Source organism: Methanosarcina soligelidi, assembly GCF_000744315.1.
In the GTDB taxonomy this organism is placed as follows: domain Archaea; phylum Halobacteriota; class Methanosarcinia; order Methanosarcinales; family Methanosarcinaceae; genus Methanosarcina; species Methanosarcina mazei.
Genome location: NZ_JQLR01000001.1, coordinates 1,330,840 through 1,348,171, shown reverse-complemented (window position 1 = coordinate 1,348,171; position 17,332 = coordinate 1,330,840). Strand labels below are relative to the sequence as shown.

The window sequence follows — 17,332 nt, the reverse complement described above, 5'->3', positions numbered from 1 at the left end:
GAAAAAACCGGTTGAAATAAGAGAAATAGGTATAAAAAATTAGGATGAAATAAAAAATTAGATAGAATAAAATTTGGAAGGACAGATGAAAGAGCAGGTTGAAGATATACCGGAAGAGAAAACAGGAAAGCAAGCTGAAAAAAAGCTTGAAGAAGAGATGGAAAAGAAGATGGATATGAAGGGAAATAAAATCCGGATTCTTGATAAGGACACGATAAATAAGATTGCAGCCGGAGAAGTAATAGAACGACCGGCATCCGTTGTAAAGGAACTTGTGGATAACTCAATCGATGCCGGAGCAACAGAAATCCGAATCGAAGTCGAGAAGGGAGGAAAACGTTCCATCCTTATCAGGGACAATGGCTGTGGCATGAGCAGAGCCGATGCCCTCCTTGCATATAAAAAACATGCAACAAGCAAACTCACAAAGATAGAAGACCTGGATAAAATTTCTACAATGGGCTTCAGGGGAGAAGCCCTTGCCTCCATAACCGCCATTGCAAAGGTGGAAATCCTTACACGCCCTCCGGAAGAGATTGCAGGCACAAAAGTTGTAATCCATGGAGGAAAGGTAGAGGAAATTTCTGATGCAGGCACGGCTCCGGGGACGTCAGTACACGTAAAAGACCTCTTCTATAATACACCTGCAAGGCGCAAGTACCTGAAAACCGACCGTACGGAACTTGCCCATATCACTGATACCGTCATGAGACTTGCGCTGGCAAATCCGGGGATTTCCTTTACCCTGCTTAACGAAGGAAAGCCAGTTCTTAGGAATACGGGGTCAAGTGACCTTTTTAACAGTATGGTAAACCTTCTGGGACCCGATACCGCACGCTCGATGCTTCCTCTTGATTACGGGACAGAAGAATTTGATATCAGGGGCTATGTCTCAAAGCCCGAACTTAACAGGGGAGACAGCGACCAGCTCTTTCTTTTTGTAAATACCCGCCCTGTAACGTCAAGCACGATCAATAAAGCTGTCCGCGAAAGCTATTACACAAAAATGCCTAAAGGCCGTTATCCTGTAGCTGTGCTCTCCCTTACCCTCGATCCGGGAGAAGTGGATGTAAACGTCCATCCGCGCAAAGCTGAAGTCCGTTTCAGCCGCGAAAAGGAGGTCGGGGACGCTGTCACCAGTGCGGTTGAAAAGGTACTTTCGGAACATGGCCTGGCCCCTGAGATAAGGGGAAAAGAAGCAAAAAGGTTACAGAAAACCTTTGATGCCCCGGAATCACCAAAAATTCAGATACCGGATATCAGGAAAGTAATTCCTGAGAGAGAAAACGCAGAGGTAACCGGACAAGCAGCCGGAAAAGAAATAGAAAGCGAGCCTGGCGTTTTAACGGTTTCAGAGGAAAAAAAGGTTCTGCAAGACGGGAATAGAGTCCTGAGAGATAAGCCCGGTGCTTATACCTATCCTGTAAAGGATACGGAGAGGAGGCTGAAGAAATCCGAGCGCCTCCTTGAGTTTTCAGGAGAGGGGGAGGAGAAGAAGGCTGTAGAGAATAAAGAAGGGAAAACGGAAGAAAAAAAGCTACCATCAGAGATACAGCCGGAAAGTAAAAAAGCAGAAGAAAAAATAGAAGAAAAAATCTCAGAAAAAAGTCAAACCCGGAAGCCGAAGCAAAAAGCAAATACTGACCTTCTTGAAGACCTGCGGGTTATAGGCCAGGTTTCCAGGATGTATATTCTTGCTGAAAAAGGTGAAGACCTTGTGATTATTGACCAGCACGCAGCCCACGAGCGCATCCTTTACGAGCAGGTCCTGAGAAGCAAAAAATCAAGGGTACAGGAACTGATTACGCCGGTAATGATAGAACTTACTCCGAAAGAAAAGGTCCTCATGGAGGAATACATACCCTACCTTGAGGAATACGGGTTTGGAATTTCGGAATTCGGGGATAATACCTATGTGGTTACCTTTGTACCCGAGGTTTTCGGACGTCTCGAGAATACCGATGTAATTCATGATGTTATAGCTGACCTGCTGGCTGAAGGAAAGGTCAAAAAAGAAACAGGAATATCGGAAAAAGTGAGCAAGACATTTGCCTGCAGGGCAGCAATTAAAGGTGGGGCAGCCTGCACCCCGGAGCAAATGGAAGATTTGATAGAGCAGCTCAAAACGGCTGAAGCCCCGTACTCCTGCCCGCATGGGAGACCAACTGTCATAACCATTACGAAAAGTCAACTTGACAGGATGTTTGCCAGAACTATTTAAACAGCGTTAACCGAATAAAGAAGATCTTGAGAAAATCCGGAAAAAGCTGATAGCTCAGCAAAAAAATTATGATATGAAAAACGTAACTTTTCGATGAAATATATAGAAAGGACACCAGATATGGTTTAAGACGAAATCGAAAGAGTTTCCACTTAAAATATATCTTTATTTCCTATAGTTTTATATAATATAACTGAGATGTAGGTAAGTGTCAGACCAGTACTGACACCACAGGCATCATTCCATAAGGCTATTTTTCACACCCCAACCCCCAAACCCAACAAAGAATGGTCACCCCCATTCAAACCCCCAAGAGAATACCCCAACTTCCAGAAAAAAACGAAAAACTCCATTCCTGGAATGATGCCGCTCTTTTCTATTATGTTGTGTTTTTCCATCAGTTTCTGTGATATTTCTGCAATCATTATGTAATGATTTTATAACACTCTGCAAAGATATTATGAGACATTATAATTATTTTATAGGTCCCCATAATATTTTAAAAAATATTTTAAATTATTCTAATTGTCGTATTATTTTTGTGATTATTTTTGTGTTATTTTGGACAATACCCGTATTTTCGGGAATAAGTTGTCTCAGTCGAACTTATTTCTTCTAATTCTTATCCGGTTTTTCAGGTCAATACATTTATAATAAAAAACCTCCGAGTATTCTTCCATGATAGATCCTGTTAACAATTTCAAGATCCCTGAAGAATGGATTGCCCTTACAGGGCTGCCCAGGGAAGAGCTTGAAAAAAACGTGGAATCCGGCATGGTCGTGGTCCTGAGCGACGGTTCAGTGCTTAAGAGAGGATACACCACAGGAACCACTGCCAGCGCTGCTGCAAAAGCAGCTGTCCTTTCCCTTAAGAAAAAGATTGACAGCATATCCGTTCCCACCCCTGTCGGACTGAGAGCCCACCTTGAAGTCAGCGAGTCTTCCCCCGGGCGAGCAGTTGTAAAGAAGATCCTTAACGACCATGAATCCGATATTACACGTGGGCTTGAATTTGTTGGAGAAGCCAGGGAAGCCGAGGGAATTCACGTCCTCGGAGGAAAAGGCATAGGAGTCGTAAGAAGAGACGGCCTCCAGGTCCCGAAAGGAAAGCCCGCTATAAATCCGAAACCCATGGAACAGATAAGAGCAGCAGTAAAAGAAGCTGTAGAGGAACTGGGCCTGCAGGGAGCCGAAGTTACGATTTCAATTCCTGAAGGAGAACGGATAGGAAAAGAAACCCTGAACAGCAGGATCGGAGTCGAAGGCGGAATTTCTGTCCTCGGAAGCACAGGTTTTGTTGAACCCTGGAATGACCACCTCGGAGAAACGAGAGGAGACCTGATACGCTGCACAGACAAAGTTGTTCTGACAACAGGCAGGATAGGAATGCGGTATTCTCACATGCTTTTCCCTGAATATACGGTTGTTATGGTAGGGAGCAGGATCTCGGAAGGCCTTGATTATGCTTCAGGCGACATCATTATTTGCGGACTGCCAGGACTTGTCCTTAAATGGGGAAACCCTGAGATGCTTGAGGGCAGCGGGTATGCAACCGTTGTTGAGATGCTTGAAAAGGCTCCGCAACACGAGCGCCTGAAAGAAGCTTTTGAAATGGCAGTTGAGAAAGGAAAAGGTGCAAGAATCGTTGTAATTGACAGGGACGGGTCTGTCCTTATGGACAGCAAAAGAAGGAATTAAAAGAATAAAACAAAATAAAAGAATAAAGCAAAAATTGAATTTAAAAAACTTAATCGGACAACTTAAACCGGACAAGGGGAAGAAAAAATATGATAGTGGTAGGAGTCGGGGTCGGGCCCGGCATGCTTACGGAAGAAGGGATAAGGGCGATAAAGAAAGCTTCTGTGGTTTACGGTGCAAAAAGAGCGATTGAACTTGCACAGGAATACATTACCTGCGAAGCAAAAACGATTAAAGACTACAAGTCTCTCCACCTCCTGCCTGAAGATGCAGTTGTCCTGTCTACAGGAGACCCCATGTTTTCCGGGCTCGGGAAATTTGCAGGGGAAAAGGATACCGTGATCCCCGGAATATCTTCAATGCAGGCGGCCTGCGCCCGCACGAAAGTAAACCTGACAAACCTCTGTGCAATAACAGCCCACGGCAGGGATTTTGAGCCTGCAAAAGCCGAACTGATCCGGGAATTGAGGAACGGAAGGAATATTTTCCTGCTGCCGGAAGAGACATTCGGCTCCCTCGAGGTTGCAGAAGTGCTTAAAGAACTTGGGATAGAAGCCGAGCTCTATACATGCGAAAACCTCGGATATCCGGAAGAAAGGATTGCAAAGGGTACTCCTGATAACCCCCCGGTTGCAGAAACCATCCTCTACGGGCTGCTTGTCGTGCAGAAAAGATAAAAATGAAAATGGAGACGAGATTTCCGGTTCAGCCCCCGATAAGGTTAAAGACGGCATAAAAGATCAAATCCCCGAAAACGATTGCGGTTATGAAGCCTGCCGTGATTGAGAGCATAAAAGGAAGGCCCGGAGTAACCCAGATCTCTTTTTCGATCAGACCTTTTTTTACGTATTCCTCAAGTTCGGGCTTCCGATTTGCATCAAAATCAAGTCCGGACCGTGCAAATTTCCTGGTTACTGTCCCGTTTTCATCAAGCTCGAATTTTTCAAGCAGGCCCAGATGCTCCTTGTTTTTCAGAGAGGAAACTTCAGTCCTGTACCCGATGAACATGTAAAGGGGATTTTTGAGCATTTGAGGCGAGAAGTGCAGAAGGTTGTGAAAAAACATCCCGAGTGGCACGAGGACAGTTATAAGAAGAGCGTTTTCCAGCACCGTGAAGGTAAAAAGCCCTATAGGAGGCAGCCCCAGCAGGGGATAGACTTTTTCCGAGAACAAAAATACCGGATAGAGAGGGAATAAAATGGAAAGCACCATCAGCCCTTTTGCGTCCCCGCCCCCGAAGGCTCCAAGCTGAAAAAGTATGTAAATAGAAATAAAAACAATAATACTTGAAAGAATCAGAGATTTAAAGTAAGGGAGCCCCCCGGTAAAAACCTCATAGATTACAAATACAGAACCTGATGCAAGCATGTATTTCCATACTTTATTTGAAACTCTGCGCTCCTTCAGGTCGGTGTAGCATCCGTAGAGTAAAAACGGCATGGTGAAGAGGATTTTCAGGATTTCTATCATATAATCCAACAATTAAATTATTTCTATAGTTATAATCACTATTACTTTATTAGTTTTTTACTTTATCGCCTGAATGAAATTTCCCGGAACAGGTCTGGGAATTTCAGGCACAAACTGAAAAATGCCTGCCGGAAAAAATACAAAAAGAACTGCAGAACAGGTCCGGCCAAGCCCAAAACAGGTCTGCAAGCGATAAGCTTATACATAAGAAGTTCTATTTTATGGTTGCTTAACCCATATTAGTTTTCAATTTAATTTCATGGGCTCGTGGTCTAGACGGTTATGACGTCGCCTTCACACGGCGGAGGTCCTGAGTTCGAATCTCAGCGGGCCCACTTTTATATGAATATTTCTTAACCTATTTTTCCGATTAAAAGAATTTCCTTTCCAGCTTTTTGTCTCTTGCTTGAAAGTTAGAGTTTATTTGATTTTGTAATTTTAATGTGCCCTTTTTAAACTTTACAAATTTTTAGTGAAGAGATTCAAGTTATACAAATGAAAATTGTTTTTAGATAGACCCTAAGAGTTGCTCTAAGAATAACTTCAAGAGTTACTCTAAGATCAGGTCTTAAGTTACTTAAGAATAAATACTTAGAAAAATAAGAGTGTCAATGCAGATGCCGGTATTAAAAGTAAGAAATCTTAGAATAATCTTAGAACGGTTCAAATGGGAGACTATGCAAAATACTTGTTTCTTTTAAAGATAAATCTTGGGCCAGAAAAGCTCACAACCATCACGCAAATCCTTATCAAAAAATGTTTCAAATCTGGCAGGCAGGTATATTGCCTAACTATCCAGACTTGATCAAACACTTCGTGGATAATCTTCTTTATCTTCTATATAGGAATACGCCAAGCAGACCGATTATTCCGCAAACCATTTCAAAGCCTGGTATGCCTTTGTTTTCGTTCTCATTGGACTCGTTGCCAGCCTTAGATCCTGTATTTCCAGTGTTATAATCTGAGTTGCCAAGTTTATTTCCGGGCTCTATTTCAGTTACAGCTTCTTCGAGAGAAGCACACGGCCTTCCTGTTATTGCAAAGAAAGAAAATCCCGGAACATCTGCTATAAAGTACAGGTACTTACTATCTTCTCGTGACAGACTGACTGGCAACTGTTCCCATGTTTTGTTGGTGTACCTGTTCAGGGTAATTGAATCTTGATCTATACTTTTGTTCTGCACCCAAGATTTTTCTACCTTGAAACAAATAGTTGGATTTTCTATATTCTCATAGCTTGCAAATCCGCTGTTTCCTGCCCATACATTGAAGTACTTATAGACCTCTCCTTCAGTCAGGTTGGAGACGAGAGTAGATTTATTTTTCAACTGTTCGACTATGGTTGTGGTTTTTCCAACTGTCTTCTTAGCATCAAAACCTACATACACTACACAGGTTGCATTCTTTGTAAAATCAAACTGAACAGCTTTTCCGTTAATGATGAAGACCTGGGAAAGTTCCTTAACCTCAATATTCTTTGCAGGTTCAGGCGAGCCACCCCCATTTCCACCGCTTCCCCCATTATCAGTGTCATCGTCATCTGCATTGCCTATTTTGAGGTAAACAGTATAAGTTCTTGCTATTTCTCTCGTTACAGGTTGTATATACGTTCCTTTTATCTCCTGATCGTTTTCAGAGTTGACTTTTATTTTCCATATATGAACTACTCCCATAGTCCCTCCTGGCTTTTCGATTTTTAACGGAGGATTTCGTGGTATTGATTTTTCACTTAGAATAGTAAGACCGCTGCTCAGTTTGAGTTGCAAAGAATATGGCGTACCTGGGTTTTCAGAAAGTATCAGGTAAAAAATCTCCCCATTTTTGAAATTTATGCTTTTTCCGTTTTCAGCTTCAGTTAATTCAGGTATTACTTGAGCAACATTGATGCTGAGATTTGAATCAGGAATTACTGATTTTCCTCCTATGAACTGCCCGAAAGCTATTGGACTGTTTCCTACATTCACCGTACCTATAACGTTGTTTGTAGTAGTGTCAATTATGGAGACATTGTTGCTACCCTGGTTAGCTACATATACTTTTGTCCCATCAGAGTTTACTGCAACTCCATAAGGACGATTACCCACAGAAATTATGGACATAACGGTATTTGTAGACGTGTCAATTACACTGACATTACTGCTGCCATAGTTCGCTACATATACCTTTGTTCCAGTTGGGTTGACAGCAATGCCGGAAGGAGATTCACCTATCTTTACCGTCGCTGTAACGTTATTTGTTGTTGCATTAATTACAGAAACTGTGCCAATCATTCGTTCGTAATTCATTTCACTTCCGAATGGATTGATATTCGCCACATATACCTTTGTCCCATCAGGATTCACAGCAATTCCAACAGGAAAATCACCCACATTCACTGTATCTGTAATTTTGTTTGTTGCAGCGTCAATTACAGAAATATTGTCGCTATTGTAGTTTGCTACATACACTTTTTTTCCATCTGGGCTAACTGCAACTCCTAAAGGAGTAACTCCTACAGGCACAGTAGCTGTAACTGTATTAGTTGAAGTGTCAATTACACTGACATTATTGCTTCCATAGTTCGCTGCATATACCTTTGTTCCGTCTGGATTTACTGCAATTCCATAAGGATAATTTCCTACTTCTATCGTTCCTATAACATTGTTTGTGGATGTATCAATTATTGAGACAGTTCCATCCATATTAGCCACATATACTTTTGTTCCATTTGGGTTGACCACAACTCCCAATGGATAATGTCCTACATTTATAGTAGCAAAAACAAGGTTCGTGAATGTGTCAATTACAGAGACATTTTTGCTGCCCATGTTCGTAACATATGCACAAACAGAAGGTTGTAGAACATTTATCGTGCCCAATTTTGATACCGAGCCATTAACATTACTTACTGTCAAATTAACAGTATAGACTCCTGATGCAGAATAAGTGTGAGCTGGATTTTGGTTAATTGAAGAATCTCCATCCCCAAATTCCCAGCTTCTTGATACTGCATTTTGCGAAAGGTCAGTGAACTGAACATCAAGAGGAGCATAACCCGCAGTGACATTGCTGGTAAAGTTTGCAATAGGGAATATTGGTTCCAGCTTCTCTTCCAAGATAGTGCATATATAGATTTCGTAGTTTCCATTGCGACTATCCTGCCATACTATTCTATTTCCATAAATAGCAGGTTTCAACTGACTTGATCCATTGGTAGTAATCTGAGTCTCATTAGAAGTTGACAGATCGTACATGTAGATATCTTGATTACCATTACGCTCATCTTGCCATACAATTCTGTTCTCGTAAATATCATAGTATGTCTTAATCGATTTGGATGCGGCCATCTGAGTTTCAGTTGAAGTAGAGATATCGTACATGTAAATATCGTTAAATATTTGACTGCTACGTTCATCTTCCCAAAATATTCTGTCTTTATAGACATCAGGGGAATGCTGATCTAATTCGTTGGTAGTTATCTGACTTCCCTTGGAATTTGAGAGATCATACATGTATATATCCCAGTTTCCATTTCGTTGATCCTGCCAGACTATCTTATCACCATAAATAGCAGGAAGTGCCTGACTTGATCCGTTTGTCGTAATTTGGGTTTCCTTGGAATTTGAGAGATCATACATGTATATATCTTGATTTCCATTTCGATCATCTGTCCAAACTATTTTATCTTCATAGATAGCAGGGAAATACTGATCTGATTTGTTGGTAGTTATCTGAGTTTCCTTGGAGGTCAAGAGATCATACATGTAGATGTTGTAGTCATCATTTCTATTATCTACCCAGATTATTCTATTCCCGTAAATTCTAGGGTCTTCCTGCCTCGATGAGGTTGTAACTACTTGAGTTTCGTTGGAAGTTGAGAGATTGTACATGTAAATTTGTATCTTCCCTTCACGATAGTCCACCCACACTATTCTGTCACCGTAAATAACAGGATCTTCCTTCCATGACGGATTATTGGTTATTTGAGTCTCAACTAAAGTTAATTGACCATCTGCGCTCTCTGCGAAAGCTGTAGAAGCCATACATGAAATGGAAATTAAAAAAACTAAAATAAAGGCAATTAAAGCTAAAGCCGTTGAATATAACTTTCCCTTATTCCTCATTGATTTTCCCTGACCTATCATTAATTATTTTACATTGTAAAAATAATTAGGTAGATTACCAATTGATAGTTTTTAAACTTTTCTTAAAATTTGATTTTATAATCTTTTAATTTGAAAATATAGTCACCATTTTAAATAATGCGACATCTTGTGCGTGAATACATGCTTCTCCCAAAACTCATCTAGTTCTTCCTTTAATACTTTAAGATTCTTGAATGATTTTATTGACGTTAACTCTTCTCTTGTCGTTTTCCAACAATATTCCGTTGGGTTCCTATCTGGAGTAGCTGGAGGGAAAAGTAATATTTGCAACCAATATTTGTTATTTTGAAAGAATTCTCTTGCTTTTTTCGATTTATGCCATGTTGCTCTGTCCAGTAGAAGAAATATTTTTCTTCCTATGTCTTTTTTAAGCTTTATTAATGATTTTAAGAAAGAGTCTGTATTCTTTTTAATCCCTAAATCATACCAATAAAAGTCTCTGTTTTCAGTGTAGAATCCTCCAATATTGATCTTTGTTTTTGAACCACTTATAAATTTAATAGGCTTAGAGCCTTTTTTTGCCCAACATTTTGATCTGTTTGAGTCTAAATAAAAACTACTCTCATCCTGAGTGACAAATAAATAGTCAGGATTTAAGAGTCTTTTTTTTGATTTCAGCAATAAATTCGTTTGTTAATGCCTGATTTCGTCTTTTTGATTGAGGTCTACATGTAATTCTACTAAATCCTAAATTTTTAATAATTTGTCTCATTCTTGATTTGGAATAAGATATTCCAAATTTCTCTCTGACAAATTGAATTGCATCCTTAGTTTGCCAACCACGAGAAAAGCCATCATCTGTTGGTATTGGCTCTGATAATGCTTTCTTTAACACAGAAAGTTGCTCTTCAGTTAAAAAAGACTTTACTCCTCGACCAGGTCTACATTTAAGGCTGGACAAACCTTCTTCTTCAGCTCTTTTCATCCAACGATGAACTGTTGAACGATGAACTGAGAAATCTTCTGCAACTTTAGCTGGACTCAAACCATTTTTAACTAACAGCAACGCTTGAAGTTTTAACTTCTCATTCTTATCACAGGAACTACAGATAGCCGTGGCAACATCAGAAGTAGTAAACATTTCCAAACTCATAATTAAAATAATATAATTACTTCAATTATATAAATGTTGCATTATATAGAAGGGTCACTATAATTAATCAAGGAAATGGATTAAAAAGGATATAAGTAAAAATAAGATAGTGTAATCTTAACCATATTTACAAAAGTGTAGGACTGAATTCAACGTACCTATTATGGAAAAACAGAAAGCAGAAGGTGACTTTCGAATTTGACCTGGCAAGATTTGGTAAATAACCTTCTACTTGATTACTATTCTCTATGGTTTACTGATTTTTAATTTTGTACAAGAACATGCAGAATAGACAAACAATTCCACTGATTAAACCAAATCCAGGAGATTCTTGGTCTTCTGCAGATTCTTCAGTTACAGTGACACCTTCACTTTCTTCTGAGTTACTGCTTTTATATGTTGCAGTAGGTTCTGTGGTCTGTACATTTGGAGTTCCTACATCTCCTGTTATAACGAAAGAAGAATACCCCGGGACTTCAGCTGTAAGGTACAGGTACTCATTGTCTTCACCTGACAAAATCACTGGAAGCTTTTCCCATTCCTTATTCTCTTCATCATAATTGTATAGGATGATAGAAGATTGGTCTATTCCATTCATCTGCGACCAGGATTTTTCAACCTTGAAGTTTACAATAGCATTCATGATACTGTCAGAATTTCCATAACCAGCATTACCGACCCATATGTTGAAAGATTTGTAGATCTCTCCTTCTGGTAGATCTGAAACAAGAGAGGATTTCTCCTTTAGGTTCTCAACGATGGCAGTAGTCTTACCCATGGTTTTATCTGACTCGAAGTTTATGCTGTTGACTACGGTAACATCGTTTGTAAAATTGAAAGTTACAGTTCTTCCATTCGATATGAACGCTTTAGTTGTGTCTTTATATTCTACATTGCTCTGTGGTTCCGGAGATCCACCAGCTCCACCGCCTGATGATCCAGAGCTGTGAGAACTGCCTCCTGAGCTTCCACTGGAATCAGAATCTGATTCTTCTGTCGGAGTTCCCGTAGGAATTTCAGTTGGTGTTGGAGTTTCAGTGACGGTTTCGGTAGGAGTCTCAGTCGGGGTTTCAGCAGGTGTTTCTGTTGGTGTTTCAGTGGAAGTTTCAGTCGGAGTTTCTGTTGAATCTGTATCTGCTGTCTTCTCTGTGACTACAGAATAAGTAGAGCCATCAGTTGTTATTGTGATTGTACCATCAATATCTGTTCTGTAAACCTTTGATACTTTTTGTAGCGTTTCAAGTGCTCCATCATGTGGGTGACCGTAATCGTTTTCCGCACCAACTTCGATAACGCTTACACTTGGACTTACAGCAGAAATGAAAGTTTTCCCACTGGACGTGCTGCTCCCGTGATGTCCTGCTTTCAGAACATCGGCATCGACATCATATCCGTCTCCCATTATTGCGTTTTCTGCTTCTACTCCTGCATCACCCATTAGCAGAAACGATATTTGTCCATCCGTGACCTTTAAAACAATTGAATTCTGATTGAGGTCATCATCGAAATATGTATTTCCTGGATTGAGAACCTCAACAACAATTCCTGGAGCGAAATTTATCTGATCCCCTCTTTTCACCGTTGAAAAGTGAATATTTTTATTGCTAATGGTATTCAACATGTCTTCATATGTCTGGGTTGTATGAGGATATCCACTGTCTATGAACTCCCCAATCGGAAAATCGTTAAGGATTTCATCCATTCCACCAATATGATCTTCGTGAGGATGTGTTGCAACCACATAATCCAATGACGTTATTCCTTCTTTTTTCACGTAATTAGCAACGTCATCACCTTTTCCATTATCTCCAGCATCAATGAGCATGTCATTATCGCCATACTCTAAAAGAATCGAGTCCCCTTGACCAACATTGATAAAGTGAATAGTTAAATTTCCATTGACAGGTGTTGTCGTTGTTGTAGGTGCTGGTGTAGGTGCTGGTGTAGGCGTTGGTGCAGGTGCTGGTGTAGGTGCTGGTGTAGGTTCAGGTTGTGGCTCTGGCTCTGGCTCTGGGGTTGGAATTGGTGTAGGTGTAGGCGATGGTGTCGTACCAATGCACACACTGCATGGTCTATAACCAGCTTCTTCTGCTTCTTGTATACTGTCAAATGTGATGAGATTCTCTGGCTTAATTCGTGAGACGTAACGGCATCCTTCAACATGATATACATCAGATTTCGAGCTAGCGTAATATAAAGTGTCGACCTTGTTATTAGAAGTAGTTTGGCCAGCAGTATTCTCAGACAAAACATTATTTTCTGCTGCTGCAGAATTCACAGATAATATGGGTGAAAATGTTGTAAGTGTTAAACAAAGCACAACAACAAAAATTGAAAATTTGTGCATTGAAACTTTTAATCCATTTTTAGAGCGATCCGTAAACAAATTAATGTGTATGGTATTTTTAAAAAACTCACATAATTTATTGTGTTCTAACTTTTGTCTCATGTAAAAATATACAATTATCCCTAATAGTAACAAAAATATTAATGACAAATCCACTAGTATCACCTTTTTACTTATTTACTCTTACAAATATTGATATAAATTCAAATGTTTTATGTATTATAAAGAGTGTTCGAAGTATACTTGTTTTTTACAGCATCTGAGAACCATTGAAGTAAGTACAGTTGTTTTTATTTTGCCGGAAGCTAAAAAATAACATAAGTTATAACGAGAAAAAATATTTATTCATTTTAATAAAAGAAAAGTACTTTCAGTACTTCCTCTTCCCGAATATGGAAGAACCCACACGTACCATTGTGGCTCCTTCCTCGATGGCAATCCTGTAGTCACTGGACATGCCCATGGATAGCGTCCTGATATCGATATTGTCCCGGTTTTCCTGCTTTATTTCATCAAAAAGGGCCTTCATCTTCCTGAAATAGGATCGGGTTTGCTCAGGGGGTACGAAAGGAGGGATGCACATGAGGCCTTCAACACGGACATTCCTTAAAGAGCGGATCTCTGTTATTGCGTTTTTTATCTCATCAGGTCGGAATCCGTATTTTTGCGGTTCGTTGCCGATGTTAACCTGAAGATAGACTCTCTGTACTTTGTCAATATCCCTGGCTCTCATATCAATATTCTGTATCAACTTCAGGGAGTCAATTGACTGGATAACATCAAATAGATGTACGGCTTTTTTGACTTTATTTGCCTGCAGATGGCCTATAAGGTGTGTCTCACAGGGCAGTATATCATCACGTTTATCCTCGTACTCCTGAACCCGGTTCTCTCCAATGATAGTGGCTCCGGCTCGAATGGCTTCGTTTATCCGTTCAGGTTCAATCGTCTTGGTAACACAAACCAGTGTTGTGCTTCCAATCTTTTCAAGGATTAACTTTGTATTTTCATAGACTGGCATCGCTGTCCCTAAATCTGTTTTTATCAAAAGTAGTTGTATTTAAATGATTCCAATTATGGCTTTATGGAGCGAAAATATAATTATATTAATAATGATAATAAATTGGAATCATTTCAAATACGCAATTCCTATAAAAAAGCAAACATTTTTCAGAAATATTATTTGAGAGCTTATTCCAAAACCTATTTTTCCTACATCGGTAAAAGTTTCAGAACTATTTTCATCATCTGTAGCTCGATTGATTATTCTATATTCAAGATTCAAAGAGCCGGGATTTTAAAGACTTCATTTTCTAATGATTTGGCTATTGCTTCGAGGAAGGATTTTCGAGGAAGGATTTTCGAGGAAGGATTTTCGAGGAAGGATTTCCGAGGAAGAATTTTGCGTCAGGTTGTGAAACTTCAAGTTAGAATTTAAGCTTCTTCTTCAAGAGCAATTACATAGACAGGCATACATTTTCTCTTAAACCTGAAGGAATGGCTCAATAAAGACTGAAGATTGAAGGAGAAACTGGTAAAGGTTATTAATTAAAACATTAAAAATAATTTTTGAAAAAATGATCATCAAAGATTATGGCTAAGATCAGAGAATAATATACAAATAAGCCTTAATCACCTGTTTTTCCGGCTTTTCACCTTATCTGGCTAATATAATACCATCAATATCCCTGAAATACTATTTAACTAATATTAGCTCAATGAGATAACTATTTATAGAAAGTGTTTGTACTTACTATCAAACAAAGTACAATCAAAAAGAGCTTTACAGTGGGGAGAAAAACAGTAGGTGGGATATATGAAACAGAATGAGGCATATTTCAGGCAGTTTGACAGCGCAATAGGTTATGATGGTGCTGTAATTCACGGAGGAAACAGCGTTGAAGTTCGGATAATGAGAGGTCTGAGCTCGCTTGGATTTTTCCTGTACGTGTTCCTGGCATCATTGCCAATAGCTTACGTACTGATAAAAATATCCTCAATGATCTTTGGAAAAATAATGTAAATATTTATTTCCAGGTAAAAATGTAGGACCCTTGAGGCTATACTGGAGATTGGGTTGCACAGCTTATCGATTACACATCACCTTTATCCGATCTCCAGCTTAACATTCTTTTAAGTCTTTTTTATTGAGCAGCTTTTACGTCTTTTTTATTGAGCAGCCATTTTTTGAATTTGCCCTTATGTTCAGCCCGGATATCGTGAAGAGCATTACCCGTTGTTCGTCAGAGTTCTTATGGTTTGCTTCTCATTCACAAAGAAAGATCTGCATATCCGGCTCGTAAGGCACAGTGCTTTTACCGCTTTCACCACTTTTACCGCTTACTCCCAGCCTTCACACGGCGGAGTTCCTGAGTTTTAATCTCAGATAAGCCATTTTTCGGTTTTGTTTTTATTCTCCTTACTTTCGAGCTCAAAGAATGTACTGAGCTTCTTTTCCAATGTTTCTATCTTGCTTTGAGGCAGGATTTTTCTAAGGGATGTGTAGTTTTAAGTCCACAGTATTCCACAGTATAACTCTTACTCTTCATAACGAAGATCTTCTTAAAGAATGATTAAATAAACAGGATTATCATTTTACTAAGGAGAGAAGCAACTATGGCTGAAATGACTGAAAAAGAAAAAGCAGCTCAGGGCTTATTATACAATGCATACTATGATGAAGAGCTGATCTCTCAACGGGCTTATTGCAAAGCAATTTGCTACGAGTATAATCAGCTTCATCCAGCAAAAATTGAGGAAAGGACGGCTTTAATTCAGAAACTCTTTGGCAAGACCGGAGGTTCTTTTCTTATTGAGCCGCCATTTATATGCGACTACGGTTACAACATCGAAATAGGCAGCAATTTCTATGCAAATCACAACTGCATCATCCTCGACGGAGCAAAGGTTGTTTTTGGGGATAATGTGATGATCGCTCCAAACTGCAGCTTCTATACAGCCGGACATCCACTTGATGTAGAACGCCGCAATGCAGGACTGGAATACGCTTATCCGGTAAAAGTCGGCAGCAATGTATGGATATGCGGCAATGTTGCTGTACTTCCCGGGGTAACTATAGGGGATAATGCTGTCATAGGCGCCGGGAGTATTGTGACAAAAGATATTCCTTCCGACGTTGTTGCTTTTGGGAATCCCTGCAGGGTTATTCGTGAGATTAGTGATGAAGATAAAAAATTTTAATCCTTTTTTGCTTGAGCGTTTAAGTTCTATCCAAATAATAAGGAAAACGGAATTCAGAGAGGCTTTTAAAGTTTATAATACGCTTCTGGCTTTTAGAACTTATATTCTTACGATTTTATTAGCTTACATAGATAACAGGTCAGAGAATAATGATTAAGCAAACAGAGTATTATTATTGTTATTATTATTGATATTATTATTATTATTATTATTATTATTATTGATATTATTATTCCTTGTAATAACAGATTATTATTCTTTGTAATTTATGCTTACCGTTTAATCAGAGCGATATGTATGGACCCCCAGAGTATGCCCTTCATGTCGAGAAAAATATGTGTGTTATGATCTCTGGTCACAGGATATTTTATAGCACCTTTCAGATCATCCATATCTGTGCTGAAATTGACAGGAAACAAAGGCTTCATATTCGTAGATGTCAGGAGATATTTTTCCAGTTCTTCACGGGTGAACATTTCGGAAAATATTTTATAACGTCGAAGGAGATGATTGGGAAACTTGCCATACTTTTCGCGAGACCTGTAAAGTTTTTCCAGTTCATTTCCTGCGTAAATTTCAGTTGCAATACTGGCGATTCCGCCGGGTTTTAACACTCTTTCAATCTCTTTCATACACTTCACAGCTGCCTCTTTTCCTCCGAAGTGTTCAATCGAAGAGTAGCTGAATACGGCATCGAAAGTATTGTCTTCAAAATTAATGTCAGTGCCGCTCATAACCTGTACCCCGAGCCTTCTGCGGTTAAACTTACCTGGAGAAAAATGCTCAGGACCCGTTAACATGCTCGAATCTGCTTCCTTCCACCTCCCTGAAGTTATCGTATACAGATCAGTGCAGAAAACATATTTTGCATGGTTTGTCAGATAAAAAACAGGTGCTTCGCTACCGCTACCTATCCCCAGAATAACTGAGCCACTATCCAGCTTGCCTGTCTTTTTCAGTGAGAGCATTCCAATAGCCCATTCCCAATGTTTCCGATGGCGGTTTTTGAGCTTGACATCCTCTCCAGTTCCGGGATGAAGAATGTCCCGCATCATCTCTAATAATTCCGGATCGTTCCAGTCTGCCGTGGAACAAATCTTATTAAAGTTCTTCATGAAATTCCGACCTGTGATGTAATCCAGTCACTTATAATTCAG

12 protein-coding genes and 1 tRNA gene are annotated in these 17,332 nt (G+C 39.5%); 6 read left to right on the top strand and 7 right to left on the bottom strand.

The window, feature by feature from the left end:
• The first annotated feature begins 85 nt into the window (after positions 1-85).
• Positions 86-2,221 (top strand): DNA mismatch repair endonuclease MutL, encoded by a 2,136-nt coding sequence (gene mutL / locus M886_RS05875; RefSeq protein WP_235203882.1) that lies wholly within the window; start codon positions 86-88, stop codon positions 2,219-2,221.
• Positions 2,222-2,478: 257 nt separating this feature from the next.
• Here mutL and M886_RS18605 read toward each other — a convergent pair whose 3' ends face one another.
• The gene (locus M886_RS18605) at positions 2,479-2,646 is read right to left on the bottom strand and encodes a hypothetical protein (protein ID WP_160173159.1); all 168 of its coding nucleotides are present in this window, start codon (positions 2,644-2,646) and stop codon (positions 2,479-2,481) included.
• Between the two features lie 253 nt (positions 2,647-2,899).
• On the opposite strand from M886_RS18605, the gene M886_RS05870 reads away from it, so the two are divergent.
• Both M886_RS05870 and M886_RS05865 read left to right on the top strand, forming a co-directional pair.
• On the top strand, positions 2,900-3,919 hold the full coding sequence (locus M886_RS05870; protein WP_048044139.1) for a cobalt-precorrin-5B (C(1))-methyltransferase: 1,020 nt from the start codon (positions 2,900-2,902) through the stop codon (positions 3,917-3,919).
• An 89-nt stretch (positions 3,920-4,008) separates the two neighbouring features.
• On the top strand, positions 4,009-4,596 hold the full coding sequence (locus M886_RS05865) for a cobalt-precorrin-7 (C(5))-methyltransferase (protein ID WP_048044140.1): 588 nt from the start codon (positions 4,009-4,011) through the stop codon (positions 4,594-4,596).
• A gap of 28 nt (positions 4,597-4,624) precedes the next feature.
• Here the strand turns inward: M886_RS05865 and M886_RS05860 are convergent, their stop codons facing one another.
• On the bottom strand, positions 4,625-5,389 hold the full coding sequence (locus M886_RS05860) for an A24 family peptidase C-terminal domain-containing protein (RefSeq protein ID WP_048044142.1): 765 nt from the start codon (positions 5,387-5,389) through the stop codon (positions 4,625-4,627).
• A 261-nt stretch (positions 5,390-5,650) separates the two neighbouring features.
• Here M886_RS05860 and M886_RS05855 point away from each other — a divergent pair.
• Positions 5,651-5,724, top strand: a tRNA-Val gene (locus tag M886_RS05855).
• 495 nt (positions 5,725-6,219) lie between these two features.
• Here M886_RS05855 and M886_RS19080 read toward each other — a convergent pair.
• The 4 genes from M886_RS19080 to M886_RS05830 all read right to left on the bottom strand — a co-directional run bounded on the left by M886_RS19080 (position 6,220) and on the right by M886_RS05830 (position 13,995).
• Positions 6,220-9,492 carry a PGF-pre-PGF domain-containing protein gene (locus M886_RS19080; protein ID WP_015412006.1) on the bottom strand — a complete coding sequence of 1,091 codons (3,273 nt, stop codon included), beginning with the start codon at positions 9,490-9,492 and terminating at the stop codon, positions 6,220-6,222.
• A 123-nt stretch (positions 9,493-9,615) separates the two neighbouring features.
• Positions 9,616-10,627 (bottom strand): IS630-like element ISMma17 family transposase gene (locus tag M886_RS17695; protein ID WP_152557995.1). Its coding sequence is split into 2 segments (ribosomal slippage): positions 9,616-10,144 and positions 10,143-10,627, totalling 1,014 coding nucleotides; the frame shifts between segments, so codons are not numbered across the junction.
• A gap of 253 nt (positions 10,628-10,880) precedes the next feature.
• Positions 10,881-13,130: a PGF-pre-PGF domain-containing protein gene (locus tag M886_RS05835; RefSeq protein ID WP_152557994.1), complete on the bottom strand. Its 2,250-nt coding sequence runs from the start codon at positions 13,128-13,130 to the stop codon at positions 10,881-10,883.
• A gap of 214 nt (positions 13,131-13,344) precedes the next feature.
• Entirely contained in the window at positions 13,345-13,995 is a 651-nt protein-coding gene (locus tag M886_RS05830; protein WP_048045884.1) for a YggS family pyridoxal phosphate-dependent enzyme, read from the bottom strand.
• 795 nt (positions 13,996-14,790) lie between these two features.
• Here M886_RS05830 and M886_RS05820 point away from each other — a divergent pair.
• A complete protein-coding gene (locus tag M886_RS05820) occupies positions 14,791-14,997 on the top strand; it encodes a hypothetical protein (RefSeq protein ID WP_048040690.1) in 207 nt (68 codons plus the stop codon).
• A gap of 593 nt (positions 14,998-15,590) precedes the next feature.
• Complete coding sequence (locus M886_RS05815; RefSeq protein ID WP_200880714.1) at positions 15,591-16,175, top strand: sugar O-acetyltransferase; 585 nt, start codon at positions 15,591-15,593, stop codon at positions 16,173-16,175.
• A gap of 272 nt (positions 16,176-16,447) precedes the next feature.
• On the opposite strand, the gene M886_RS05810 is transcribed toward M886_RS05815, so the two are convergent.
• Positions 16,448-17,290, bottom strand: coding sequence for a class I SAM-dependent methyltransferase (locus M886_RS05810; RefSeq protein ID WP_048040688.1), 843 nt, complete (start codon positions 17,288-17,290; stop codon positions 16,448-16,450).
• Positions 17,291-17,332: the final 42 nt, after the last annotated feature.

Excerpts from the sequence above, each read along its gene's own strand:
- mutL (WP_235203882.1), top strand. The coding sequence starts at position 86 with ATGAAAGAGCAGGTTGAAGATATACCGGAAGAGAAAACAGGAAAGCAA.
- M886_RS18605 (WP_160173159.1), bottom strand. The coding sequence starts at position 2,646 with ATGATTGCAGAAATATCACAGAAACTGATGGAAAAACACAACATAATA.
- M886_RS05870 (WP_048044139.1), top strand. The coding sequence starts at position 2,900 with ATGATAGATCCTGTTAACAATTTCAAGATCCCTGAAGAATGGATTGCC.
- M886_RS05865 (WP_048044140.1), top strand. The coding sequence starts at position 4,009 with ATGATAGTGGTAGGAGTCGGGGTCGGGCCCGGCATGCTTACGGAAGAA.
- M886_RS05860 (WP_048044142.1), bottom strand. The coding sequence starts at position 5,389 with ATGATAGAAATCCTGAAAATCCTCTTCACCATGCCGTTTTTACTCTAC.
- M886_RS19080 (WP_015412006.1), bottom strand. The coding sequence starts at position 9,492 with ATGAGGAATAAGGGAAAGTTATATTCAACGGCTTTAGCTTTAATTGCC.
- M886_RS05830 (WP_048045884.1), bottom strand. The coding sequence starts at position 13,995 with ATGCCAGTCTATGAAAATACAAAGTTAATCCTTGAAAAGATTGGAAGC.
- M886_RS05820 (WP_048040690.1), top strand. The coding sequence starts at position 14,791 with ATGAAACAGAATGAGGCATATTTCAGGCAGTTTGACAGCGCAATAGGT.
- M886_RS05815 (WP_200880714.1), top strand. The coding sequence starts at position 15,591 with ATGGCTGAAATGACTGAAAAAGAAAAAGCAGCTCAGGGCTTATTATAC.
- M886_RS05810 (WP_048040688.1), bottom strand. The coding sequence starts at position 17,290 with ATGAAGAACTTTAATAAGATTTGTTCCACGGCAGACTGGAACGATCCG.